We start from the raw sequence: 23,475 nt of genomic DNA, 5'->3' as shown, positions 1-23,475 counted from the left end.
TCCGACCTTCGCCCGCCGGGCCATTTCATCGCTCAACCATTGGCATCGCATCCTCCCGCATCGCTGAACCCAAAGGCTATGCAGGAGCTGCCGCATGATCTCAAACCATTCCGGAGGAGGGGACTACGCGCTCTTCCGCACGCCCACACGGGGGCACGGCGCCTGCCGCCCCGATGCTATCGGCATGGTCCAGCCGCTTGCCGCTTTCCTCCTCGCCGCCGGCTTCGTGCTCTCGCTTGCCGGCCGGTATGAGGGGCAGCTCATCCGTGCGGAGCGCATCCACCAGGAGGTCGCCGACCGATGAGCGCCTTCAGCCTGCGCTTCGATTTCGACGAACTCACCATCGCCATCCTCGGCCGGAATGACAATGGCCTGCTGCTTTACGGCGCAGCCGAGCTCTCGGGCGATCATGAAGGGTTCAGCGTCGAGGCCATCCATCTCGCCGAGGGCACAGTGCTGCGTGCGGCCGGCAATGCCGAATTCGGCAGACCGTCGACCTTTGCCGATGAGCTTTTCCGGCGCATCGCCGCCGTCATCGAAAATGACAAGACGGTGCTCGGGCGCCACGCAGCGATGGAGTGGGCCGAGCACGTCGAGCGTCATAGCGAGGCGGCTTGAGCCTGGATTCCGAGACCCGCCAAGTCCCTGAAAACCTTATTCTGTGTGGTTTGTTACCGAGGATAGGAATAATTTCCTTGATTGTTGTCGATGATGACGAGTACAACCGTATGACGGCAGCGAGATTGTAACAGGAGAGTTTTGCATGCATGCCTGCCCGCTCGAACCGAGCGACACCACCCTCATCCAGACGCGTGCCGGCAGCGCCCCATGTGGGCGCAAGGGGTGGCGCGCTTGAACGATATTCCCGAAGACCTGCTGCCGCTGGTGCGGGCCGCGCAGCTTTCGGGCGGCTTTTGCCAGGAGCGGGCGATTGCCTCGGCGATCGGCCGGGAGCGTGCGCGATGCCGTCAGGCCGTCGAAGATTGGCGGGCAGGGCTTTTACTCGGCGAGGCATTCGCGGGCCCGATCGACCTTTTGCTTGCCCGCATCGAGGGGCGAGGCTGATGCGCGAGCAAGCGGCCTCCGCGCTGGAAGATGACGCCGTGCTCGTTGCGCTCAGCCGCGATCTGCACGAGGCCGCAAGGCTTGCGCACCAGCGCCTGAAATCGCTGCCCGACTATCAAACCATTGCCGAGGAAGCGGCTGCCATCGAGGCAATCCTGCAGCCGGGCGAAGAAATTGCCGATCGCATCCTGTGTCTCAATGCGGTGACATCGGAAGGTATCGAGGCCCGGGAGCATGCCGGCCTCTGGAAACAGGGCGATTATATCTCGGCTTATTTCGGCGTGGTCCTGTGATCAGCCGGGGCGACGATCGTCGCCGGACATAGAAGTGCAGGGTTGTTTTCCGCCCGCACGAAATCGGTGCGCGGCACAATCGTATGACCATGCCGGCATCTGGCTAGATTGCCGGAAGCATTCCGCCATCGATCCGCAGATTGACACCGGTAATATAGCCGGCGCGCGGACTGGCGAGGAAAGAGACGGCGTCGGCGATCTCCTCCAGTGTGCCGACGCGACCGAGCGGCACCGCGGCAAAGAGCGGCAGCACGGCGCGTTCGATCGTTTCCCACGCCGCATCTTCGGCGATGCCGCGCTCGGCGGCAACTTCTCGGAAGCGGGCGTCCAGCCGGGCGCTGCGGATCGTACCCGGCGAAATCGTATTGACCGTCACGCCCTCGGCCGCCACCGCCTTGGCCATGGAAGAGGTCATGGCGTTGATGGCGGCCTTGCAGGCGGCGTAATCCGGACGTCCGGCCGGCGGCATCAGGCCGGCGAGGCTGGAAATGTTGATGATGCGGCCCCAGCCTGCCTCGCGCATGGCCGGCAGCAGCCGCGTGGTGACCCTGACGGCAGCGAGGACATTGCGGTCATAAGCCGACGCCCATGTGGCGGGCCGGCTGTTCGTCCAGTCCTCCGGCTCGCCCGAGCCGCCGGCATTGTTGACGACGATATCGATCCGGCCTGCCAGCGCCTGCGCTTCACCGATCAGGCGCTCCACCTCGTCGTCGATGGTGAGATCGCCGGTCACGGGATGGGCGCGGCCGCCTTCCGCGACGATCTCCTGGGCCACGCGCTGCGTCTTGCCCCTGTCGCGGCCGTGAACGATGACGGTGGCCCCTTCGCGGGCGAGCCCTCTGGCGATTGCTTCGCCGATACCCTTGCTGCTGCCGGTGACGAGCGCCGTCTTGCCGTCGAGTTTCAAATCCATCGCCGTGTCCCTATCTTGAAGCGGATGCGACACAAAAGAACAGGACGATGCTCGACACAATTACGCACTTAAAAGTGCCTATAGACCAGGAAGACCGCACCGCCTGCCTCGGCCCCGATGGCTCCGTCGCGCATGTGACGCGGGTCATGCGGATGATCAGCGGCCGCTGGAAGCTGCCGATCCTCTTTCGCCTGTTTGCCGAGCCTTCGATGCGCACCCTGCAATTGAAGCGGGACATGCCGGGCATTTCGCAGAAGATGCTGACACAGCATCTGCGCGAACTGGAACAGGACGGGCTCGTCGCGAGGCGGGATTTCGGCGAGCAGCCGCCGCGTGTGGAGTATCGGCTGACGGAAGCGGGCCGGGCGCTGATGCCGGTGCTGATGGCGGCGCGGGAGTTTTCGCGGGGGTATGCGGGCGAGGGCTGACGGAGCGATGAAAACCCCTCCCCAACCCCTCCCCACAAGGGGGAGGGACTAACCCCGAAGGCGCCGCCTCACTCCTCCAGTTACGGACGGGATTTGGAAGGCGGGCGCTGCAAGTTAAGCCCCTCCCACCTGTGGGGAGGGGTTGGGGAGGGGTCTTTTTCGACGTATGGACGGATCCGCATCTTCCGCACCATCCAAAAACAAAAACGGCGCCCCCCTGCGGAGCGCCGTCGCCTGCCTGAAGCAGTGAAGTCAGATCAGAAGGCCTGGATGTTGACAGCCTTCGGGCCCTTGCCCATGCGATCCGGCTCGGTGTCGAAAGAAACCTGCTGGCCTTCGCGCAGCGACTGGATGCCGGAAGCCTGGAGAGCGGAGATGTGGACGAAAACGTCCTTGGCGCCGCCTTCCGGCGTGATGAAACCAAAACCCTTGTCCTGGTTGAAGAATTTTACGGTGCCCTTGGTGGCCATGGGGATAGTCCTTTTCCCATTGGTAGTTAGTTTATCCGCACCCCCGGCGGAGGGGAGGCGGACGGCTTTAGCTTTCGCGTTTCGGCCCTGGAGCCGGACGCGAAGGGTCAGTCGAGACGTCACGTACGGGGAAAGAACATCTACGCGCATGGGTGTCACCCATACCGCCCTACCGGAATTGGCGCTCCGCCAGGGCATTACCACTTCAGTCCAGTCACCGGCATGCGAAATGCCCGAGTGTTGCAGTTCGTGCCAGCATTTCGGGCAAAAAGCAAGCGGCAATATTGTGGCATGGCTTTCTGCGTCGCCGGAAATGGTGATGATTCAAATGGTTGCCGGAGCGTTAGAATAGAATGATGGACGTGTGTCAAAGCGGGACCGGTGAGGACTACAACTTTTAGGCGATGGTCGCCACTTCCAGCTTAGGGGCGTGCAAGTCAGCTCGAGGACAGGAATGAGGGAGGAAAGAAATCCGCCCGGCACCGGGAATCGCAGCACCTTAACCTTTCATCTGTGGGAAAATCCGCCCGCCTCCACAATTTCGTCCCGAGCGGCCGCAATTATGGCAGGGTATTCGGGGCTTGATGCGGTGGCCGCCTGCGGTTAGGTCTCGGAGGGGCGAAGCAGTGAATGAAGGAAGTGCCGGCGTGATCGATCCCTATGCCATGCTTGGACTGGAGCGCGACGCCAGTGGCGAGGCGATCAAGCTTGCCTGGCGCAAGGCCGCCAAGGGCGCGCATCCGGACGCCGGCGGCGATTCGGATCATTTCAACCGGCTGCAGATCGCCTACGAGCTCTTGCAGGACCCGGTGCGCCGGCGCGTCTATGACGATACGGGCTACGATCCGCAACTCGCCGATCCCAAGGATCTCGAAGGCGTGCTGATGCTGGAATCGCTCGTCAACGAGGTGATCCTCGACGAGCGCGAGCCCGGCAGCTTCGATCCCGTCGCCGCCATGCGCCGCAAACTCTCCGACGATATCGTGAAAAGCCGCTTCCATATCCTGGAGCTCGAACGCCACCGTGCCCGCGTGCGCAAACACATAGACCGCCTCGGCCGTCGCCCCGAAACCGACGTGCTCGGCTCCATGATGCGCGCCCGCAGCGAAGCCATCGCCGACGCCATCCGCAAGACGGAAAAGCAGATCGAGACGATCGAGCATACCTATACGATGCTCGAGGGCTACTCGTATGAGGTGGAAGCTCCGGCGCCGCTGGAAGAGGTGGAGATGATGGACGTGGTTGAGCCGCAGCGCGGCGAGGCTGCGGAGTAGGGCGGTCACATCTTCCCGTGTCCCCGTACCGGCTGAAAGAGAGCATGGCCCCAAGAAAAGAGCCCGGTGGGGTTTCCGGGCTCGAGATCCGATGAAGGGCATGGCGGCTCGTTTCCGCCCCACCTCCTTACGCGGCCGTCTCCTCCTCCGGCGCGTGCAATTCCGGCAATATAGCTTGATTGAAACCTGCAGCACAGATCGCCCCGATCATTGAGCTGGGGAAAAGCTGTGGAAATACGAGTGGAACAATCAGCGTCATCAGGGGTTCCGTAAGCACCGATCAACTGATCTACCTGGGAGAAACCCATGCGTATGAAAATTGTCGCAGCATCACTTCTCGCCCTCGGCATGGCCACATCCGCCTTTGCGCAGTCCAACCCGGCCCCGACGGGCGCAACCATGGACAAGAACACCGTCGATACCGGCGGCGGCGCCGGCGTCAAGGCCAAGAAGCCCATGGCGACGGACAAGATGAAGACCGGCAGCACGAAGAAGATGACCAGCACGAAGACGCATAAGCTCCGCTGCCCCGACCACGCCAGCAGCAGCGGCACCGGCCGCGGCAAGCTGCAGACCCAGGGCGGCACCAGCAACGCCACCCCGATGGACGAAGCCTGCGCAGCGCATAATAACTGATCGCAGTGCGGGGCGAGAGGATGCCCGGTCGTTGTGTGGCCGGGCGTAACCCTCTCCTCCGTCATTCCTGTGCCTGTCACAGGAAACCAGCCGGCTTGCGTCTGCAAGCCGAGAAGACTCTTATCGGGTGCGGCAATCTCATAGTCCCATCAAGTGCCAGGAGATATCTTCCCATTTCGGATTATTCTCCTCGATGAGAGTGAGCTTCCACTGTCGCGGCCATTTCTTGATTGTCTTCTCCCGCGTGATGGCTGTCGTGACGAGATCATATTCCTCTAACCAGACGAGCGTCTTGACGCCGTAGCGGGAGGTGAAGCCAGGCGTCAGCTCGTTCTGGTGCTCGAACAGCCGGCCGGGCAAATCGCTCGTCACGCCAGTGTAGAGCGTGCCGTTTCTTTGTGATGCGAGGATGTAGACATAACCCTTCATAGTTGAAGAGTGGCGTAAACAGGCGCTGTTTTTCAAGAGTCTTTTCGGCTTGCCGACGCAAGCCGGCTGGATTCCTGTGACAAGCACAGGAATGACGGAGAGAAGGGTGGTGCCGCCCCATCATCTCTCGACGCCGTGTACCCCTTCACAAACCACGCACCCCCCATGGCAACCCGCAAATATCCCGCTATGCTCTCCCGATACCAAAACACCGGGGAGCAGAACAGGCGTGCCGCATATCTACATCGTCACCGATTGCGAATTCGACGGTCCCATTCCGGGCGCCCATTCGATGCTCTCCTTCGCCTCCGTCGCCGTCACCGAGACTGGCCTCCTCGCGGGCGAATTCGAAGCCGTGCTGCAGCCGCTGGAGGAGGCGGTGCGCGACCCGCAGACTTCGGCCTTCTGGCAGGCCCATCCGCAAGCCTTCGCGGCGGCGACCGACAGGCCTGAACCGCCAGCCGAAGTCATGGCCCGCTTCGTCACCTGGGTGAAATCCTTCGGCGCCGAGCCGATCTTCGCCGCCCATCCGCTCGCGATCGATGGCCCCTGGATCGATCATTACCTGAAGCGCTTTACCGGCCGGCCGCTGTTCGAAGGGCCGTGGATCGCCGATCGCCTGTTCCGGCATGCGCCGCTCTGCCTCCAGTCGATGGTGGCGGGTGCGACGGGACGCAAGCCGTGGGAATGCGATATCGCCCATTATCCGCGCGAATGGCTCGGCCATGTCGAGCACACGCATCGCGCCATCGATGATGCCCGCGGCTATGCCAATCTCCTGCACTTCTTCCTGACGCGGCGCGAAGCCGGTGGCGGCTACCGGCCTCTGCTGTCGTAAGCTCTCCCCATCTAGGCAAGCCGGATCAGGCCAGCCTCGGTCGGCCTGAAGCCGCAGGCGCGGTAAAAACCACTCAGATGCGGCTCGAAATCGACATGCAGCCACTCGGCCCCGCGCTCGCGCGCCACCCGCACAGCCTCCTTGACCAGGGCGGTCGCAATGCCCTGCCGGCGCAGATCCGGATGCACTGATGTATCAAGAATGAAGGCATGGATGCCGCCATCCCAGGCGACATTGACGAAGCCGATCAGCCGCCCGTCCGCATAGGCGCCGAGATGGGCAAGGCTGCGCGGCAAGATGCGGGCGAAATCGGGCGCCTGCGATGAGCCCCCAGGCGGCGGTCCAGAGGGTGGCGAATTCGGCGTGCGAGGGGAAGGGGTCGATGCGGATGTCTGGCATGGGCTGTTTCCGGGGTGTGGTCGGGCGTCTTTGTCCATGCAAAGCGACCGAAATGCCGCTGCGGGCGCTCTGCAAAATACGATCCGATGAATCGCTTGCACTGGAGGGGTGTTCTTGTTCTAGTTTTGCACCTGTTGTGTTGCCGCAGCGTTCAAGAAGACAAGCTGCGGCAAGATTCGAGAGATCAGGTCGGGTTCGTCCGAGCATCGGTCACGAAGTTTGCGCCGATCACCGGCTCGTCGGCGGTCCGAGTGGGGGTCGGTAGCTACCGCAAGCGTTGTTGGGGGGAGACAGCATGATCGTTATCGAATTCCGTCCGCAGCATCACGGATGATGACATCCGTGGAGTGAGGTAGGTAGTCTTCTCCTCCTGCTATATCTTCAACTCGGCAAGCAGCGCCGATGAACACGAATGACAGCGAGAATTGTGCCAGGAAGGCGAACATCTTGGTTTCGTGGTCGCCGTGCCAATTGTAGAAAAACTGATCGCCTATGTTTGTGTTCTGACGCTTGGTCACGATCCCATTCGGTAGCATGGGGATGACTTCGTGGACTAGCTGGTCCGCGCTTTTCTGGATTGCCTGCAATCTGTGCGTCCTGATCATATGCGTGAGCGGCATGACCTCATCCATATGCAGGTAATAAAGTGCGCATATCAAGCGGCGCTCGAAAAGTCGGAAGGCTTCGCGGTTCTTGTCAGGGAGTTCAACGATAGGGGCTTTCGCTATCGGCTGATCAGTAGGCAATGGAAAATTGTATTGTGATAGCGCTCGCTTCTTTGCGTTCGCGGACATATCCACCTTCGGGAGAAATTGAGGTGCATTGTTCCGGACGCCAGCGATAAGCTTCTCGAATTGCGAGGTCGGTCGCGTGCCGTCGTGATTTCCCATAAGCAGATAGAGCGCGACAACCTGCTCCATTGGGCCAGCACCGTTGTTGCAAGCATAACAGGCGGGAAACTCATATCCCTCCGGCCACACGCGATCCCTAAAACATTCCCTGGATGGAACGTGGTCGATCGTTGCGGACTGCCTACCGCAAAAAAAGCAGAGTGGATGCGCATCAAGGAATCGTTGTTTCCGGTTTTTGCTGGCGTCCATTCCCCCGAACCTCCAGACGAAGCTGATGCCCGCTTCACGCTGTTGCGGCTGCCTGCTCCTCCCGAGGATCCTCAACGGTGACTCCAAAGCGCGCAACCTTCTGAGCTCTGAGGGGCGATTTCCGAGCAATTCGGCGAAGCCCTTCTTTGAACGCATCTCGAATCGAGCCCGATCCAAGTGCCGTACTATTTCCAAGGTAGGAGATCGTCTCAATCGTTGGGCGCAATAGATCTCCGTCCAGCTTCTCAAACATCGTCTCGAAATCCTCCGCAGAAAGTTTTGAGATCACAGTCACGTCCGCCGCCGACCAACCCCGTTGCGAGCCCACCTTCTTCAGGACATCAAAAGGATCGCGGCTATCGACGAAAGAGGCAAGTTTCTTTTGGAACGCGGCTTCAAGATGGGGGTCGACGCCATCTTGTACGGTGAAATGGTGATTCGTAATGTCGAAGAACTCGAGTGCCTCGTCCGAGCGGGCGTCGGTATATTTTTCGATCAGCTGATCAGCTTGTTCAGAACGTCCATTTTCTCGAAGCATCTTGATAGCGCTATTCATATTTAGAGGTGTTATAACTGCTGCGTCATGGATGGCGCTTTGGAAAAGGGCATTCAAGAATGTATCGTCATCTACTGCCAAAGACCGGTGATACATCTCGGCCCAGACCCGGCTAAACTGCTCGCCTCCTTCGGCTTTGTTATTTCGTGATGCAACTACGGCCGCTATCTCAAGCAATCGAGCGTCATCGAAGTATCCGGCTTCGACTCCATCGAGTATGGCATTATCCAACTCGTCAGTTGATGAATAAGGGTAGGGGTTCAGCATATCAGCCCACTTTACCTCCGCAGCATTTTCTCCGTCCTTCGCCGTTATCGCGTCGAATAAGCCGTTGTATTGTCTGATAAAGCTTATCGGAGGCATATTCGGTTCAAACCGAGACGACATACCGAGAACAAGTGCGGTAATCGCCTGCTTGACTATGGTTTCGTCTTGATCTTTGAGGATTTCTGCAAGGCGATCCGCTGCCTTCTCGATTTTTTTGATGACGCGGATGTTGGTTATTCGCAGGATACCTACAAGTGGCTTGATCGTGCGCTGAACTTCGCTTTCATCGCCGATAAATGCAATTTGCATTGCTTCCTCGGGCAAAAGATCAAACGAGAGTATTGTATCGGCGACTTTTTCCAGTTGCTTGGTGAACTCACCTTTGTGTTCGTCTGCAAATTGCTCGTCGTTGAGTAGAAAAGCAACTTTGCAGGCGCGTTTGGTTTTTAGAAATGAGATGAGCCCCAGAACGTCCCGCACCTCAAGACCTTTTCCGGCTCGTTCAAGATCATCAATACAAATCAATTGCTCTCTGACGCTCAAGAACCCCGCTTTCAGCAAGACGTCCGTTACGGCCTTTCGATTAAAGAAGGCGGAAAAAAGCTCTATCGCTTGCCGACTTTTGCGGGCGAAATCACCGCTCCGTGCAACCAGATTGGAGAAGGACTCTAGGCTAGCACCTTTCGGAAGGTCGGCCCCAGAGACGGTATTTTCAAAGATCGAGAAGCGCAGATCTTCAAGAGAGTTGAGTCCGAATAGCGTTACATACGAGTACTTCTTCAGCGCCAATTTGCCGGAGTGAGCATGCGCGTCAGCTAACAACCGTTCCCACGTAAATGTCTTTCCGACGCCCCACTTTCCTTTAATGCACAGAACTTCGGGTTCCGAATTTGCGAGAAAGCGATTAATTTCGTTCTCGATCGTTTTTAGCGACATTGCCGCTGCCTCCGGTAACGCGATGCAAACAGCTGCACGGCTTTAGTAAAGCTACGATTTAAGCTATTCGGTTGCAGGTGCTTTGAAAACGCAATCTAACTGTTGCAAGGATGATATGCACAAGAAGACAATTTCGTCTTAGACAGACGAAAGCCGTCACTAGCCGACACCTGCTGAATTTAATGTCGGACGATAGAACCGAATCAAAAAACACAACCGCACTTCGTTCGCTCTGGAGGCGTTTGTCATCTGCAGGAAAGCAGCTTCCGAGGTGACTGCCAGTAAGAATCCGCAAGGATGTAGCGCAGGATAGTATTGAATATGATGGCTTCCTTCGGGCCTACAAACGCCTGATCAGGTCAGGCGTTTGTAGGCGACAAAGTAAACGCCTTTATTACCGCCCCGGCCGCCCGGTCTTGTTCTTCGTCCGCCCCTTGCGCCTTTGCTCGCCGGCGTCCTCATAACTCCCGACACCCGCCTTGCCGCGCACCAGCGGCCGCACATCATCCCGCTCCGGCTGCCCCTCCAGCAACGGCGAAAACCGCTTCGTGCCCATCGACGCTTCCGGCTTTTCCGGCACATGCCCGGTCACCGGCTTTTCCGTCCGGCCCACGGTCATCTCGTCCAGCGTGTTGCGGCGGAAGAGGCTCTTGCCGTCCGCCGGGGTGGCGACGTGGCGGCCCATTTCGTCGAGGTGGGGTTTGGCGAAGTAGGTGGATGTGGCACCCCCCTCTGTCCTGCCGGACATCTCCCCCACAAGGGGGGAAATCGATTTGCCGCGCCCTTTGCCTTCCATCGACTTGGCTTCCTCGCGCGCCAGCGGGTCGTCCATGGCGGCGAGTTCGACGGCCTTGAGGCGTTTGATTTCGTCGCGCAGGCGGGCGGCCTTTTCGAAGTCGAGGTCGGCGGCGGCGTCGCGCATGCTCTTTTCCAGCGCGTTGAGATGGGCCTGCAGGTTGTTGCCGACGAGGTTGCCGCCATCGGCAAAACCCTTGCCGGAGGCGCCGGAGATATCGGCGCGGACGTGGTCCCGCTCGTAGACCGAGTCGAGGATATCGGAGATCTTGGCCTTGACGCTTTCGGGCGTGATGCCGTGCTCCTGGTTATAGGCCATCTGCTTTTCGCGACGCCGCGCCGTCTCGTCCATGGCGCGCTGCATGGAGCCGGTGATGGTGTCGGCATAGAGGATGACCTTGCCGTCGACGTTACGCGCGGCACGACCGATCGTCTGGATCAGCGAGGTCTCGGAGCGCAGGAAGCCTTCCTTGTCGGCATCGAGAATGGCGACGAAGCCGCATTCGGGAATATCCAGGCCCTCGCGCAGCAGGTTGATGCCGACGAGCACGTCGAAAGCGCCGAGGCGCAGGTCGCGGATGATCTCGATACGCTCCAGCGTGTCGATATCCGAGTGCATGTAGCGCACGCGCACGCCCTGTTCATGCAGATATTCGGTCAGGTCTTCGGCCATGCGCTTGGTCAGCACGGTGCAGAGGGTGCGGTAGCCCTTGGCGGCCGTCTCGCGGATCTCGCCGAGCACGTCGTCCACCTGGCTGCGGGCGGAGCGCACTTCGACGGGCGGATCGATGAGGCCCGTGGGTCGGATGACCTGTTCGGCGAAAACGCCGCCGGATTGTTCCAGCTCCCAGCTGCCGGGGGTTGCCGAGACGGCGATCGTGTCCGGGCGCATGGCGTCCCATTCCTCGAAGCGCAGCGGGCGGTTGTCCATGCAGGAGGGCAGGCGGAAGCCGTATTCGGCCAGTGTCGCCTTGCGCCGGAAGTCGCCCCGGTACATGCCGCCGATCTGCGGAATGGTGACATGGCTTTCGTCGATGAAGACGATGGCATTATCAGGCACATATTCGAACAGCGTCGGCGGCGGGTCGCCGGGGTCGCGGCCGGTGAGGTAGCGCGAATAGTTCTCGATGCCCTGGCAGGAGCCGGTCGCCTCCAGCATTTCCAGGTCGTAGCGGGTGCGCTGTTCCAGGCGCTGGGCCTCCAGCAGGCGGCCGGCCTTTCCCAGCTCCACCAGGCGGCCTTTCAGCTCTTCCTTGATGGATTTGATCGCGGCATTCAGCGTCGGGCGCGGCGTGACATAGTGCGAGTTGGCGTAGATCTTCACCGATTTCAGGTCGCCCGTCTTCTGGCCGGTCAGCGGGTCGAATTCGGTGATGGCGTCGATCTCGTCGCCGAACATGCTGATGCGCCAGGCGGCATCTTCTAGGTGGGCGGGGAAGATTTCGATCGTATCGCCGCGCACGCGGAAGGAACCGCGCTGGAAGTCCATGTCGCGGCGCTTGTATTGCTGGGCCACGAGATCGGCCAGCAGCTGGCGCTGGTCCAGCCGGTCGCCGACATTCATCTGGAAGGTCATGGCCGTATAGGTTTCGACCGAGCCGATACCGTAGATGCAGGAGACGGAGGCGACGATGATGCAATCGTCGCGTTCGAGCAGCGAGCGCGTCGCCGAGTGGCGCATGCGGTCGATCTGCTCGTTGATGGAGCTTTCCTTCTCGATATAGGTGTCGGAGCGCGGCACATAGGCTTCCGGCTGATAATAATCGTAGTAGGAAACGAAATATTCTACCGCATTGTCGGGGAAGAAATTCTTGAATTCGGAATAGAGCTGGGCGGCCAGCGTCTTGTTCGGCGCGAGAATGAGCGCCGGGCGCTGCGTTTCCTCGATCACCTTGGCCATGGTGAAGGTCTTGCCCGAGCCGGTGACGCCGAGCAGAACCTGGCTGCGCTCGCCGCTCTCCAGCCCGCTGACGAGATCGCGGATCGCCGTTGGCTGGTCGCCGGCGGGCTTGTATTCCGAGGCCATGCGGATGGTGATGCCGCCTTCGGATTTATCCGGCCGGGCAGGGCGGTGCGGAGTCCAGATCTTGCCGTTCTTGTGCAGCGGGTTGCCGCTCTCGATCAGCTTCGACAGCGCCTCCACCGTGGCGGTAACGCCGCCGGGCGAGATCTTGTCGGCATCTTCCAGCGAGATATCGAGACCGGCGACCGGGTTTAGGCCAGCAGCCGCGCGCGTCTTGGGATCGGTCGAGCCACCGATGGAAACGCCACGCGCCGTCTTGCTGACCGTCGCCTTCTTGTTGACGCTGACGGCCTCGGTGTGTTTGCGCGCCTCGTTCTCCACCTTCTTGCGATGCTTGCCCGCCTTGGAGGCGATTTCGCGCTGGCTTTCGACGCCGGCGGCTTCCGCATCCGCCTCGAGCTGCTTCACCCAGTCGGCGACGCTGCCGGACAGGGGAGCGGAGTCTTCTGCCGGGACTCGCTTATCCTTCTCGTTCCACTCGAAGGGCGTCCCGGTAAAAGACGATTGGGGAGCTTCCTCGAAACCGGTCGAGGCGGGGGATTTCTTCGGAGATTTTGCCATGGGCGGAATATGGCTGTTGTGACAGGGAAATGGAAGGGGTTGAGAGTACAAAAGGGAAACGAATGAATCGTTCGGATTTTTGAATAGTTTCTCTGCCGCGTGATCAAAAGACCCCGCCCCAAACCCCTCCCCACAAGGGGGAGGGGCTTAAACTGCCTCATCCGCTTTCCATATCTTCAACGTTTCGGAAGAAGCTGGGAGAATGCCCCTGGTTAGTCCCTCCCCCTTGTGGGGAGGGGTTGGGGAGGGGTTTTCCTTCAGCGGTTTCTCCACTCCATCACGCCGAGCGCTGATCCGCCGGCCCTTCCGCCCGTGCAAAGTTCAAGGCACTGTTGATCAACCCGACATGGCTGAACGCCTGCGGGAAATTCCCCAGCATGCGGCCGGCGGCAGGATCGTATTCCTCCGCCAGCAGCCCGACATCGTTGCAAATCGCCAGCAGCCGCTCGAACAGGCGCAGCGCGTCGTCCCGGCGGCCGATCATGTTGAGGGCGTCGACGAGCCAGAAGCTGCAGGCGAGGAAGGCGCCTTCGCCCGGTGGCAGTCCGTCGTCCACCTCCCGGGTCTCGTAGCGCAGCAGCAGGCCGTCGCGCATCAGCCTGCGCTCGATTGCCTCGACGGTCGCGACATAGCGCGGATCGTCCGGCGCGATGAAGCCGACCATGCCGAGATGCAGCAGGCTGGCATCCATCGCCTTGGAGCCGTAGGCCTGGGTGAAGCAGCCGAGCTCGGCGTCGAAGCCCTTTGTGCAGACTTCGGCATGGATGCGATCGGCGAGCGCGCGCCAGCGGGCGGCGGCCTCCGGCTCGCCGTCCTCCTCGGCGATCTTGACGGCGCGGTCGAAGGCCACCCAGGCCATGACCTTGGAATAGGTGAAATGCTGGCGCTCGCCGCGCACCTCCCATATGCCCTCATCGGGCTGCCCCCAGGCTTTTGCGAGGAAGGGCAGGATGACGGTCGCGAGCTCGCGGGTGCGATGATGCGGCGGCAGGCCGCCCTTGCGCGCCTGCAGCATGGCGTCGGCCACCTCGCCATAAACATCGAGCTGCACCTGTTCGGCGGCGGCATTGCCGATGCGCACGGGCCGCGAGCCTTCGTAGCCCGTCAGCCAGGGCACCTGCCATTCCAGCAGATTGCGCTCGCCGGCCACGCCATACATGATCTGCATCTGCTCCGGCGAGCCGGCGACCGCGCGCAGCAGCCAGTTGCGCCAGGCATGGGCCTCCTCGTAATAGCCGAGCTTCATCAGGGCGAGCAGGGTCAGCGTGGCATCCCGCAGCCAGCAATAGCGATAGTCCCAGTTGCGCGGCCCGCCGATCTTTTCCGGCAGGGAGGTGGTCGCGGCGGCGACGATGCCGCCCGTCGGCATGTAGGTGAGGGCCTTCAGGGTGATGAGGGAGCGCTTCACCTGCTGCGTCCAGCGGCCGACGGGCGGGCAGGATTTGGCAAAGGATAGCCAGAATTCCTCCGTGTCCGGCAGCGCATATTCCACCTGCCGCTGGGCCGGCTTCGGCAGATGCGAGGGAGACCAGGTGAGGGTGAAGACCTGGCTTTCGCCGGCCGCAACCTGGAAGGAGCCGACCGTGCTCAAGCCGCGGCCTTCGAGCGGCACGGCGCAATTCAGCGTCAGCCTGTCCGGGCCGGCAATGGCGGTGATGCCGCCGTCTTCGCCATGCGTGACCCAGGGAACGGTCCGGCCGTAATCGAAGCGAAGGTTGAGTTCCATGTCGAAGGCGACGCTGCCGCTCCTGCCCTCGACGATGCGCATCAGATCGCTCGTGTTGTCGCGCAGCGGCATGAAGTCGATGAGAACCGCGGTGCCGGTCTCGGTCCGGAATTCGGTTTCGAGGATGAGCGTGTCGTCGCGGTAGCGCCGTGTGGCGGTCACATTTTCACCAGACGGTGACAGTGACCAGAAGCCGTTATCCTTCGTGCCGAGCAGGGCGGCAAAACATGCGGGGGAATCGAAGCGCGGAAAACAGAGCCAGTCGATGGAGCCGTTTTTAGAGACGAGGGCGGCGGTTTCGCAATCGCCGATGAGCGCGTAGTCCTCGATCAATACCGACACCGGAGCCTCCTTCGCATAGCAGCCGGGCTTTTAAGGTAGAGGCCGTATGCGGAGGTCAAGATTGCCGGGAGCGGGTAACAGCCACTGGGAGGCCGGGCACGTCTGTTTCATAGGCACGCACGGCGTACCGGCCCGTAGTCGGCGCGGCCCACCAAACGCCCGTCATTCCTGTGCTTGTCACGGGGATCCAGCCTGCCCAAGTCCTTGGGCAGGAGAGACTTTTTCTTTCGCCGCACATGAGCCATTCACCGCACGGACGCGCGGTGGCTGGATCCCTGTGACAAGCACAGGGATGACGGAGTGAGGAGGAGGCGTAGGTGCCCCAAGCGAGGTTTGAGCCAGGGGTTATCTCTGTTCCGCAAAGCGCCCAGCGTAGCGTCATCGGCACCTCAAGCACTCGCAATCTTGAACAGAGCCACCAGCGAAACCACCATCATCAATATCCCCGCCGCGGCCACGCTCCAGAAGGCGGTTTCGGCGCGGCGGACGGGCACTTCGACGAGGCGTTTGTAATCGTCGTCGGAGAGGAACTTGTAGAGGCTGCCGCGCCACTCGTTGCGCAGATAGGTCTGCACCCAGATATAGTGCACGCCGCTGCCGATGACCGAGAGGACATAGATGGCGAGCACGATGCCGACGAGCATGGCCGCCGGGCCGACGAACTTGGCGTTTGTCTGCAGCGTCATCCGGGCGACGATGAGGCTGATATTGGCGAAGACGGCGCCGGCGACGGCGGTGCCGAGCGTTCGCATGATCTCGGAAAGTTTCGCCGTGTCTTCGGAAACTGCCTTGCGCAGGTCGCCGAGCGCCCGCAGCGTATCCTTGTTCTGCTGGGTGACGCCGAAATTATAGGCGATGCGCGCGCCTTCGAGCGCCAGCCGCAGCGTGCTTGCCAGATCCATGGCGCTGCCGCCGCGCGTGGCGGTTCGGGCGATTTCGGCGGCCAGCAGGCCGTGGCGGTTTTCCAGCTCGCGCTCGTTTTCCAATAGCCATGCGGCCACCGACTGAAGGGTGGCGAAGAGGTCCGCGGTCAGATCCTCCTCATCCCCGACGGTGAAGCGCGTCGGCGGAGGCCCCTTGAACAGCAGCCTGTTATCCGGCTCGATTTCCTGCGCCATGGCGCGCAGCAGCCGCGAAGCCGCCCGCAGGCGCCACGGCTCGATCGCCGCTTGCTGAACCGGCGTGGCGGCCGCTTTCAGGAGCCAGCGGCCGAGGTGGTCGCCCGGCCCCTTCCTGCCGAGCAGGCGGTTGACCTTGGCAACGCTCTCGGCGCCGGCTTCGGGTTGGAACTCGCCCTGGTGCCACCAGGGGCAATAGCGGACGGATCTTGTATCGATGACATCGCTCAGGCCTTCGATCCAGACGATTGCCGATGCCGGCGGCCTGTCCAGCAGGGCCTCGAAGCCGCTGCGCGTCAGGATCGCTTCGATGCCTTCGGGTATTGCAGGTCTGCTGGCCGTGATCGTCAGGCCTTTGCCATTGCCGGCGATCAGATGGCGAGGGATCGAACCGGCCTGATCTTCGGCCGTGATCCCGGTCCATCCAGCCTCTTCGAACAGGGTGTAGAGCCTGTCGGCATCGGGGCCGTCGAGTTCGTTGACGGCGATGCCGGCAGGGGTTTCGGTCACGGCGGCGTTCCTGCCGGCGATCAGGGTGTTCAGCGCTTCAGCGAGTTTTGACTGGGAGGGTGCCATCTTCCACCAGGTTTCGCGTGCGAACGGTAAAGATCGTCTCATCGCCATCCGTCTCGCGGGTGACGCTGCGGCCGAGTTCCTCGCCGGGAAATTCCAGCCGCACCCGCTCGGCGGTGCGCACGATCAGCCGCGGCTGCATTTCCAGCGTGGCGCGGTCGGGGCGGAATTCCACATCCTGAAGCTGCTGGTTTTTCAGCTTGCGGCGCGCCACCGTATCGAGCCGGGCGAGCAGGTTCTCGTCGGCGGGACGGCCGGCGGCGTGCCTGACGGCATCGACGACATCGGCGTTGGAGACCGTGGCGCGGCCCTGAAGGGCAAGCTTGGCCTTCGACATGGCGGCGCCGATATCGGCCTCGGGCAGGATATCCTGGACTTCCTGCAGCGTGCCGCGCAGCGCCTCGTTCAGCCGGCTCGACAGTTCCGCATTGCTCTTGGCGCGCCGCACGCCGAGATAGCGCTCGAAATAATCGGTCAGATCGGGCGATTCCTTCATGCGGTCGGAGGCGCAGACCATGTCGTCGGCCACGCCGTTTCTGACGCGGATCAGGCAGAATTTCTGCACTGCCTGCCGCTCCTTGACAAAGGCCTGGACGATGGCGCGCAGGATGCTCTGGCCATTCGCATCCGAAAGCTCCACCGCCTCGCGGTAATCGTATTTGATCAGCGCGTAGAGCAGGGTATCCGCGACGGCCGGAGCCAGCTGCAGCACGAAGAAGGCGCCGGCGACGCTCTGGCGGACGTGCAGCTCGAAGAAGCGGCGGGCCAGCGCCTGCCCACCTTCGGTGAAATTCATCCGGCCGCTGGCGATGGCCTCCACCAGCTGGCGCACCTCGGAGCCGGCAACGAAGGAATGCACGCCGTCTCCGGCCTCGTTCTGAATGCGAGCGCGGAAGAATTCCTCCTGCTGGACATCGATCTCGCCGCGTGGCTGAAACGGTTCGCCCGGCTTGCCGACCAGATGGATGATCATCCGCTCCACCCGCAGGCGGGCAAGTTCTTCGTCGGTCAGGTAACCCAATACTCTCCCTCCCGGTCAGGATCAGATCGTCGGACTAGAGTGACATGGCGGCATTTCGGCAGGGTCTTGCGGGCATTGGCCCAGGGCAGAGCAGGGGCCAGGGCAAGGCGGACCCGGCGCGGTCGGCGCTTTGGCGCTCTGGAAATCGGCTCGGTCTGGTGGCGTCAGCTTACTCTGCAACCGAGACGGAACTCAAGCTGCGGGAGGGGATTAATGCTGTTATATCCAGTTCGGTGGAGATTACCGTCGCGGCATATCCAAACCTCCGTCATTCCTAGCTTGTCACAGGAATGACGGAAGAAGAGGACGGCTCGCGACCCAAAGCAGGCCTCACAGGGCGGGGCCGCTGCATTGCACCTGCCTGCTTTTCCAGGGAAAGCCGCGCACCTACAGCAACAACCGCTCCAGACTCCCCTGATCCTTCACGCCATGCTGGTAGAAATGGAGAATCTGGATTGCCAGTTCCTCGCGTTCGCCATCGGTTGCGATATGCCTTGCTTCGCAGATACGGTCATAGACGCGCTGACAAACGGCGACATCCTCTTCCTGCATCGGCGTCTGACTCGCCGACATTTTCTCTCTGATCATCGACATTCCCTCAAACGTCCCCCGAACGTTGTAGGGCGCAGATTGCGTTCTTCAATGAAACGGAGATCACGTCATCGTGCAGCCCCGGTTTCGCCCGGAGATTTTCGTCATGCAGATGCACAATGTTACGCGTGTAACAGAAACTTGCCGGCGCTTGCGATAAGAAGGAGAAAGGCAGCCCGCTTAGGAGTCCAGGCAGCCCTTCTCCACTGGTTTTGCAGCATCCAGCGTGGAGTATTGTAGGCCGGAATAATGTAAACGCCATTTCACTTTTTGAATCGCGGCGAATTATTTGAGGCAATGCTTAATACGTGCCCGGCCATGCTTTGTGGCCGGGCATTTGCATAATTTTTGCACAGTAAAAATGCCGGCTTGGCCGAGTTTCGGGGAGTTCCGCCGGCGCTCCGTTCATCCGGTTCGATCACCGCGCCCGATCCGGCGGTGACCGGGTTCCTCATGGCAGGCGGCGGCCTCCTGCAAAGGCGGCGCCGGCCTGGCTTGTCGTTCCGCGCCACGCGTCCGGGCTGCCGGAGCTGGGGGCCGCGATACCAAGATTGGATGAGGGCGGCTCCGCCATCTTCCGCCGACCGCTTCTTCCGCTTTTTCCAGCGCAATATTATGATCGGCTGATAGACCCGAGGCGGCGCGCAGCCGAGGTTTGCGGCACCGGCGCCCGAGCCGAAACTCGATGGAGGGGATCATGCTTTTCCGCCAGCTTTTCGACAGTGTTTCCGGCACCTATACCTATCTCATCGCCTCCAGGCGCGGCGGCGAGGCGCTGATCATCGATCCCGTGCTGGAGAAGGTGGATCGCTACATGCAGCTCGTGCGCGAGCTGGACCTGAAGCTGGTCAAGGCCGTCGATACGCATCTCCATGCCGACCACATTACCGGCCTCGGGGCGCTGCGCGACCAGACGCATTGCATCACCGTGATGGGCGAGCAGACCAAGGCCGATGTCGTGGCCATGCGCGTTGCGGAAGGCGACCGCGTCACCATCGAGGGGCTCAGCCTCGACGTGCTCTATACGCCCGGCCATACGGACGATTCCTATTCCTACCTGATGGGCGACCGCATCTTCACCGGCGACACGCTGCTCATCCGCGGCACCGGTCGCACCGATTTCCAGAATGGTGATCCGCGCGCCCAATATGACTCGATCTTCAATAAGCTGCTCCGCCTGCCGGAGGAAACGCTGCTCTTCCCCGCCCACGACTACAAGGGCGACACGGTCTCCACCATTGGCGAGGAAAAACGCTTCAACCCGCGCCTGCAGGTCAAATCGATCGACGAATATGTCGAGCTGATGAACAACCTGCACCTGCCCAATCCCAAGATGATGGACGTCGCCGTCCCCGCCAACATCCATGTCGGCCTTCACCAGGACGAGATTGCGCGGAAGGGCTGGGCGGTGAGCGCGAAGGATGCGCTTGATCTGCGCGGACGCAGCGATGTCGTCATCGTCGACCTGCGCGAGAGGAGCGAGCGGGAGCGGCACGGCGTGATCCCGGGCTCGCTGCATGCGCCCTATGCGGATCTGCAGGAGAACCTGTCAGAGGGCGGGATGCTGCATGAGCTGGCGGTGGCGACGGGCAAGAGGGTGGTGTTTTACTGCGCGTTCGGGGAGCGCTCGGCGATGGCCGTGCAGGCGGCGCAGGATGTTGGGATGGGGACGGCGTGCCATATTGAGGGTGGGATTGATGCCTGGAAGAAGGCCGGAGGGGTGGTGGGGGAATAAGCAACAGCTAGCTACGCTGAGATCGTTTCAATGCAGAATGAGCCAGTTAAGTGGCCGCAAGCGATGAAAGGTGCTACGCCTTCTCCACGCGTTGCAAGGAAATGCTGCCTTAGAATAGACCTTTGATCTTGTCTATAAAGCCCGACCCAACGGCCCCGACCGCCAAGCCAACCAGCCCGGTAATCGCTGAAACGGCGATAGTTTCGATGTTCCTCCTAAAGAAACCATCGACAGGTCGATAGTAAACAACCTTTCTGAAGAAGGCGGAGTAACCTGCCCACAAATGCTTCGTCACGAACATGGCAAAATAACCCATGAATATAATGTCTAATGTATAATTAACGTTATCTCCAATATCTAACTTCGCTGCAATCGGTTTCCAAAACCAGCCGAAGGCGATAAATATTAACACATATGTCCATCCGAATATTCTTGATTCCGAAAACCTGTCGAGAGGAGATTTATACATAATCAACTCTTCAAAAACTGATTTCGCAAAACTGGAACCGTTTGGTTGGTCTCCTCTTGGGGAGACCGCACCCCAACCGCGTTCAAAAGAAATAATCGCTTCTTCTAAGTATATCCGGGGTTGGCCGGCCAGAAGAGCTTTGTTAGTTTTTATATCATCGAGGCTATCAAACTCTACAGTATCTGTCTTGGCTGTGGCGTTTTTCACTCCCTTGGACTCAAGCAATTTTATTAGATCATCTACAGAAATTGATATGAGGCCGAGCTTATATCGAATATTCTCGCGTGAAATATCTCTAACCACGTTGACCTCGATTGAACTAAAATCATTCCCTACAAATTTCGCTCATCTTGAACGTGGCGATTCCTAGTCCTCATTTTCAACTGTGAAGCGATAAAAGAAAAGCCAGTTCTTCATACGGTAGACGTCATAAGCTCCCGTTCCTATTCGAAGCGCTGTCATAGCATTGATCTTCGGCTGCACCCGAATCCGAGCATGGACATCAATCGTTGCGAGGGTTTTATAACCTGCCACTGCTCTTGCAGTGGCTATGCGAGACAACCTCCAATGCCCCCGAAATCCACCCCCGAAGCCCTGAGCCAGCGTATCCACGCCCGCCTTCTCGCCCGCAGCCAAGGCCCGGCATGGAGCACCATCTCCGTCCACCTTCTCTCCCACCAGCCGCTGGAAACCAATCTCCTCGTGCCCGCTGTCGCCGAACCGCTCGTGGTTTGGATCGTCTCCGGTTCCGCTCGCATCGAGGAGCGGGATATCGGCGGGGAGTGGATGCCGGTGGAAGTCTCGGCGGGGGATTTTTATCTGACGCAGAGTGAGACGCCCTATGAGCTGAGGTGGGAGACGAGCGCCGGCGAGGCGCTTTGCGTCATGCATCTCTATCTCGGGCTGCCGATCTACCAGCGGGCGGTAGCGGAGGTTTGGAGCGCCGACAGCGCGGAGCGGTTTCGGCTGGCGGATGTTTCCGGGGCGCGGGACGAGGCGATTTCGGGGTTGATGGGGATGATCCTGAAAGAGTTGACGGAGGCTGCCGAGCCCAGCGAAATGGCGGTGCAGGGCATTGCGCAGGCGCTCGCCGTCCATCTCGTGCGGCATTACGGCAGGCGGGGTGGCGTAGCATCCGCCCGGCGCGGGGCGCTGCCGGCCTTCAAGCTGCAGAAGGTGGTGCGGATGATGGAGGCGGGGCTCGACCGGGCCTTCAATCTCGAAAGCCTTGCGGCCGAGGCCGAGCTCAGCGCCTTTCATTTTTCCCGCGTCTTCAAGCAATCGACCGGTTCTTCGCCATCGGACTATTTCATCCAGCTGAAGATGGCCGAGGCGCGCCGGCTGCTGCGCGAGACGGATCGGAGCATCATCCGGATCGCGCTCGATCTCGGCTATTCCAGCCCCAGCCATTTCGCGCAGGTGTTCCGCCGGCAGGTCGGCGTCAGCCCGCGCGACTATCGCGGGTAGACTCTTTTGCGCAATTTCTGACGCAAAACCGCTGCACAGTTTTGCTGGAATTGCTTTCTTTCACAACAAATCCGCGACAGTTTCAGCAAGCGGCCGAGCGAAGGCGCGCGGGCGTTTTTCTAGTCTGTTCCCGTCGAAACCAACCGTCTCAAGGACGGCAACGAAAGGGAAAGACCATGTCTATCGAAGGAAAAATCGCCCTCGTCACCGGCGCGTCGAGCGGGATCGGCGCGGCCACGGCCCTGAAGCTTGCGGCCAATGGCGCAAAGGTGGGGCTTGCCGCGCGCCGCACCGAGCGGCTGGAAGAACTCGTCTCCCGGATCGAAAAGGCAGGCGGGCAGGGCATGGCATTGGAAATGGATGTCGTCGATGCCGCTTCCGTCGAAGCCGGCGTCTCCAGGCTCGCGCAGGCATTCGGCGGTGTCGATATCCTCTTTAACAATGCCGGCCTGATGCCGCTATCGGATATGGAGGCGCTCAAGGTGGAGGAGTGGCACCGGATGGTGGACGTCAATATCAAGGGCGTGCTGAACACCACCGCCGCCGTGCTGCCGCATATGATCCGGCAGAAATCCGGCCATATCGTCAACACGTCATCGATCGCCGGCCGCAAGGTCTTTGCGGGGCTTACGGTCTATTGCGCGACGAAACATGCGATCACGGCGCTGTCGGATGGCATGCGCATGGAGCTCGGCAAGAAGCACAATATCCGCGTGACCTGCGTGCAGCCGGGTGCGGTCGAGACCGAGCTTTACGAGCAGATCTCCGATCCTGACGTGCGCCGGCAGATGGAGGAGCTGAAGACGCAGATGGAATTCCTCAAGGCCGAGGATATTGCCGAAACGGTGCTGTTCGCGGTTCAGTCACCGGGTCATATGGATATTGCCGAGGTGTTCGTGATGCCGACGCAACAGGCGTGGTGAGGTTCGGGCGTATTCTTGACCTTTGCACAAAGTCGGTGTCGCGGTTCGCGGCATCGGCTGTGGATGATCGTGTATTGCGGATATTATTCTCGTAATATTTGTAGGAAATATTGTGCGCCTTATGCTTTGCCTTTGGGAGATTCAACTGAATGAGGACGACTGTACTTCTCTGTGCCGCCGCGATGACACTGGCCGGCTGTCAGACTCCGACACCGCAATCCGTCATGGATTCGCAGCGTCCTCCGTCCAGCTCGGTAAAACGCGAGTATGTGGACGCCTTGCGCGGCACCATAAAACCGGGGAATTTCGTGACGGCCGAGATTTCGAGCGTGGTGCTGCTTGATCCTGAAAAGCAGGTCTACGGTTATTGCACGCGGACGACGGAACGGGCCAACCCGAACTGGTCCTATATCGATCTTACTTTAGAACAGAATATGATCATGGGCGTCTCAAAGAATGACTACCGCTGCCGCGACAAGCGGCTGCGCTACTACGATTTTCCTGAGTTGCTGAACATGAAGTCCTGA

General features: G+C 60.6%; 23 protein-coding genes and 1 pseudogene. 12 read left to right on the top strand and 12 right to left on the bottom strand.

Annotated features, from left to right (window positions below):
- Positions 1 to 94: 94 nt before the first annotated feature.
- The 4 genes from EV281_RS05245 (at position 95) to EV281_RS05230 (ending at position 1,358) form a co-directional block, all read left to right on the top strand.
- Positions 95 to 304 (top strand): hypothetical protein, encoded by a 210-nt coding sequence (locus EV281_RS05245; RefSeq protein WP_132651840.1) that lies wholly within the window; start codon positions 95 to 97, stop codon positions 302 to 304.
- Positions 301 to 618, top strand: coding sequence for a hypothetical protein (locus EV281_RS05240; RefSeq protein WP_132651839.1), 318 nt, complete (start codon positions 301 to 303; stop codon positions 616 to 618). The genes EV281_RS05245 and EV281_RS05240 overlap by 4 nt, the downstream gene beginning before the upstream one ends.
- Positions 619 to 852: 234 nt before the next feature.
- Complete coding sequence (locus EV281_RS05235; RefSeq protein ID WP_132651838.1) at positions 853 to 1,065, top strand: hypothetical protein; 213 nt, start codon at positions 853 to 855, stop codon at positions 1,063 to 1,065.
- On the top strand, positions 1,065 to 1,358 hold the full coding sequence (locus EV281_RS05230; protein WP_132651837.1) for a hypothetical protein: 294 nt from the start codon (positions 1,065 to 1,067) through the stop codon (positions 1,356 to 1,358). The genes EV281_RS05235 and EV281_RS05230 overlap by 1 nt, the downstream gene beginning before the upstream one ends.
- Before the next feature lie 103 nt (positions 1,359 to 1,461).
- Here EV281_RS05230 and EV281_RS05225 read toward each other — a convergent pair whose 3' ends face one another.
- Positions 1,462 to 2,271, bottom strand: coding sequence for an SDR family NAD(P)-dependent oxidoreductase (locus EV281_RS05225; protein ID WP_132651836.1), 810 nt, complete (start codon positions 2,269 to 2,271; stop codon positions 1,462 to 1,464).
- 47 nt (positions 2,272 to 2,318) lie between these two features.
- Between EV281_RS05225 and EV281_RS05220 the strand changes: the two genes are divergently transcribed.
- On the top strand, positions 2,319 to 2,699 hold the full coding sequence (locus tag EV281_RS05220; protein WP_132651835.1) for a helix-turn-helix domain-containing protein: 381 nt from the start codon (positions 2,319 to 2,321) through the stop codon (positions 2,697 to 2,699).
- A 257-nt stretch (positions 2,700 to 2,956) separates the two neighbouring features.
- Here EV281_RS05220 and EV281_RS05215 read toward each other — a convergent pair whose 3' ends face one another.
- Complete coding sequence (locus EV281_RS05215) at positions 2,957 to 3,169, bottom strand: cold-shock protein (RefSeq protein ID WP_007818490.1); 213 nt, start codon at positions 3,167 to 3,169, stop codon at positions 2,957 to 2,959.
- Between the two features lie 665 nt (positions 3,170 to 3,834).
- Here EV281_RS05215 and EV281_RS05210 point away from each other — a divergent pair.
- Entirely contained in the window at positions 3,835 to 4,443 is a 609-nt protein-coding gene (locus EV281_RS05210) for a J domain-containing protein (protein WP_132652017.1), read from the top strand.
- Positions 4,444 to 4,749: 306 nt separating this feature from the next.
- Entirely contained in the window at positions 4,750 to 5,079 is a 330-nt protein-coding gene (locus tag EV281_RS05205) for a hypothetical protein (RefSeq protein ID WP_132651834.1), read from the top strand.
- Between the two features lie 138 nt (positions 5,080 to 5,217).
- Here EV281_RS05205 and EV281_RS05200 read toward each other — a convergent pair whose 3' ends face one another.
- Positions 5,218 to 5,508: a GIY-YIG nuclease family protein gene (locus EV281_RS05200; protein WP_132652016.1), complete on the bottom strand. Its 291-nt coding sequence runs from the start codon at positions 5,506 to 5,508 to the stop codon at positions 5,218 to 5,220.
- A 229-nt stretch (positions 5,509 to 5,737) separates the two neighbouring features.
- Between EV281_RS05200 and EV281_RS05195 the strand changes: the two genes are divergently transcribed.
- Positions 5,738 to 6,346, top strand: a complete 609-nt coding sequence (locus EV281_RS05195; protein WP_132651833.1) for a DNA polymerase III subunit epsilon — start codon at positions 5,738 to 5,740, stop codon at positions 6,344 to 6,346.
- Between the two features lie 11 nt (positions 6,347 to 6,357).
- Here EV281_RS05195 and EV281_RS05190 read toward each other — a convergent pair.
- The 8 genes and pseudogenes from EV281_RS05190 to EV281_RS05155 all read right to left on the bottom strand — a co-directional run bounded on the left by EV281_RS05190 (position 6,358) and on the right by EV281_RS05155 (position 18,351).
- Positions 6,358 to 6,745, bottom strand: a pseudogene (locus tag EV281_RS05190) (GNAT family N-acetyltransferase).
- Positions 6,746 to 7,047: 302 nt separating this feature from the next.
- On the bottom strand, positions 7,048 to 7,845 hold the full coding sequence (locus EV281_RS05185) for a hypothetical protein (protein WP_132651832.1): 798 nt from the start codon (positions 7,843 to 7,845) through the stop codon (positions 7,048 to 7,050).
- Between the two features lie 34 nt (positions 7,846 to 7,879).
- Positions 7,880 to 9,604 carry a hypothetical protein gene (locus EV281_RS05180; protein WP_132651831.1) on the bottom strand — a complete coding sequence of 575 codons (1,725 nt, stop codon included), beginning with the start codon at positions 9,602 to 9,604 and terminating at the stop codon, positions 7,880 to 7,882.
- A gap of 394 nt (positions 9,605 to 9,998) precedes the next feature.
- A complete protein-coding gene (gene uvrB, locus EV281_RS05175) occupies positions 9,999 to 12,983 on the bottom strand; it encodes an excinuclease ABC subunit UvrB (protein ID WP_132651830.1) in 2,985 nt (994 codons plus the stop codon).
- Between the two features lie 277 nt (positions 12,984 to 13,260).
- On the bottom strand, positions 13,261 to 15,051 hold the full coding sequence (locus tag EV281_RS05170; RefSeq protein ID WP_132651829.1) for a glycoside hydrolase family 15 protein: 1,791 nt from the start codon (positions 15,049 to 15,051) through the stop codon (positions 13,261 to 13,263).
- Between the two features lie 389 nt (positions 15,052 to 15,440).
- The gene (locus tag EV281_RS05165) at positions 15,441 to 16,745 is read right to left on the bottom strand and encodes a hypothetical protein (RefSeq protein WP_132651828.1); all 1,305 of its coding nucleotides are present in this window, start codon (positions 16,743 to 16,745) and stop codon (positions 15,441 to 15,443) included.
- Positions 16,717 to 17,763: a nucleoid-associated protein gene (locus EV281_RS05160; RefSeq protein WP_132651827.1), complete on the bottom strand. Its 1,047-nt coding sequence runs from the start codon at positions 17,761 to 17,763 to the stop codon at positions 16,717 to 16,719. Before EV281_RS05160 ends, EV281_RS05165 begins: the two co-directional genes overlap by 29 nt.
- A 387-nt stretch (positions 17,764 to 18,150) precedes the next feature.
- Positions 18,151 to 18,351 (bottom strand): hypothetical protein, encoded by a 201-nt coding sequence (locus EV281_RS05155; RefSeq protein WP_132651826.1) that lies wholly within the window; start codon positions 18,349 to 18,351, stop codon positions 18,151 to 18,153.
- Positions 18,352 to 19,051: 700 nt separating this feature from the next.
- On the opposite strand from EV281_RS05155, the gene EV281_RS05150 reads away from it, so the two are divergent.
- Positions 19,052 to 20,089 (top strand): MBL fold metallo-hydrolase, encoded by a 1,038-nt coding sequence (locus tag EV281_RS05150; protein WP_132651825.1) that lies wholly within the window; start codon positions 19,052 to 19,054, stop codon positions 20,087 to 20,089.
- 109 nt (positions 20,090 to 20,198) lie between these two features.
- Here EV281_RS05150 and EV281_RS05145 read toward each other — a convergent pair whose 3' ends face one another.
- Positions 20,199 to 20,861 carry a hypothetical protein gene (locus EV281_RS05145; RefSeq protein WP_132651824.1) on the bottom strand — a complete coding sequence of 221 codons (663 nt, stop codon included), beginning with the start codon at positions 20,859 to 20,861 and terminating at the stop codon, positions 20,199 to 20,201.
- 264 nt (positions 20,862 to 21,125) lie between these two features.
- On the opposite strand from EV281_RS05145, the gene EV281_RS05140 reads away from it, so the two are divergent.
- The 3 genes from EV281_RS05140 to EV281_RS05130 all read left to right on the top strand — a co-directional run bounded on the left by EV281_RS05140 (position 21,126) and on the right by EV281_RS05130 (position 23,475).
- Entirely contained in the window at positions 21,126 to 22,025 is a 900-nt protein-coding gene (locus EV281_RS05140; RefSeq protein ID WP_132651823.1) for a helix-turn-helix domain-containing protein, read from the top strand.
- A 176-nt stretch (positions 22,026 to 22,201) separates the two neighbouring features.
- The gene (locus tag EV281_RS05135) at positions 22,202 to 22,948 is read left to right on the top strand and encodes an SDR family oxidoreductase (RefSeq protein WP_132651822.1); all 747 of its coding nucleotides are present in this window, start codon (positions 22,202 to 22,204) and stop codon (positions 22,946 to 22,948) included.
- A gap of 149 nt (positions 22,949 to 23,097) precedes the next feature.
- Positions 23,098 to 23,475 carry a hypothetical protein gene (locus tag EV281_RS05130; protein WP_132651821.1) on the top strand — a complete coding sequence of 126 codons (378 nt, stop codon included), beginning with the start codon at positions 23,098 to 23,100 and terminating at the stop codon, positions 23,473 to 23,475.

Origin of the sequence: Rhizobium sp. BK418 (genome assembly GCF_004341105.1) — a bacterium.
Lineage (GTDB): Bacteria > Pseudomonadota > Alphaproteobacteria > Rhizobiales > Rhizobiaceae > Rhizobium.
This window is presented reverse-complemented; position numbering and strand designations above follow the sequence as displayed.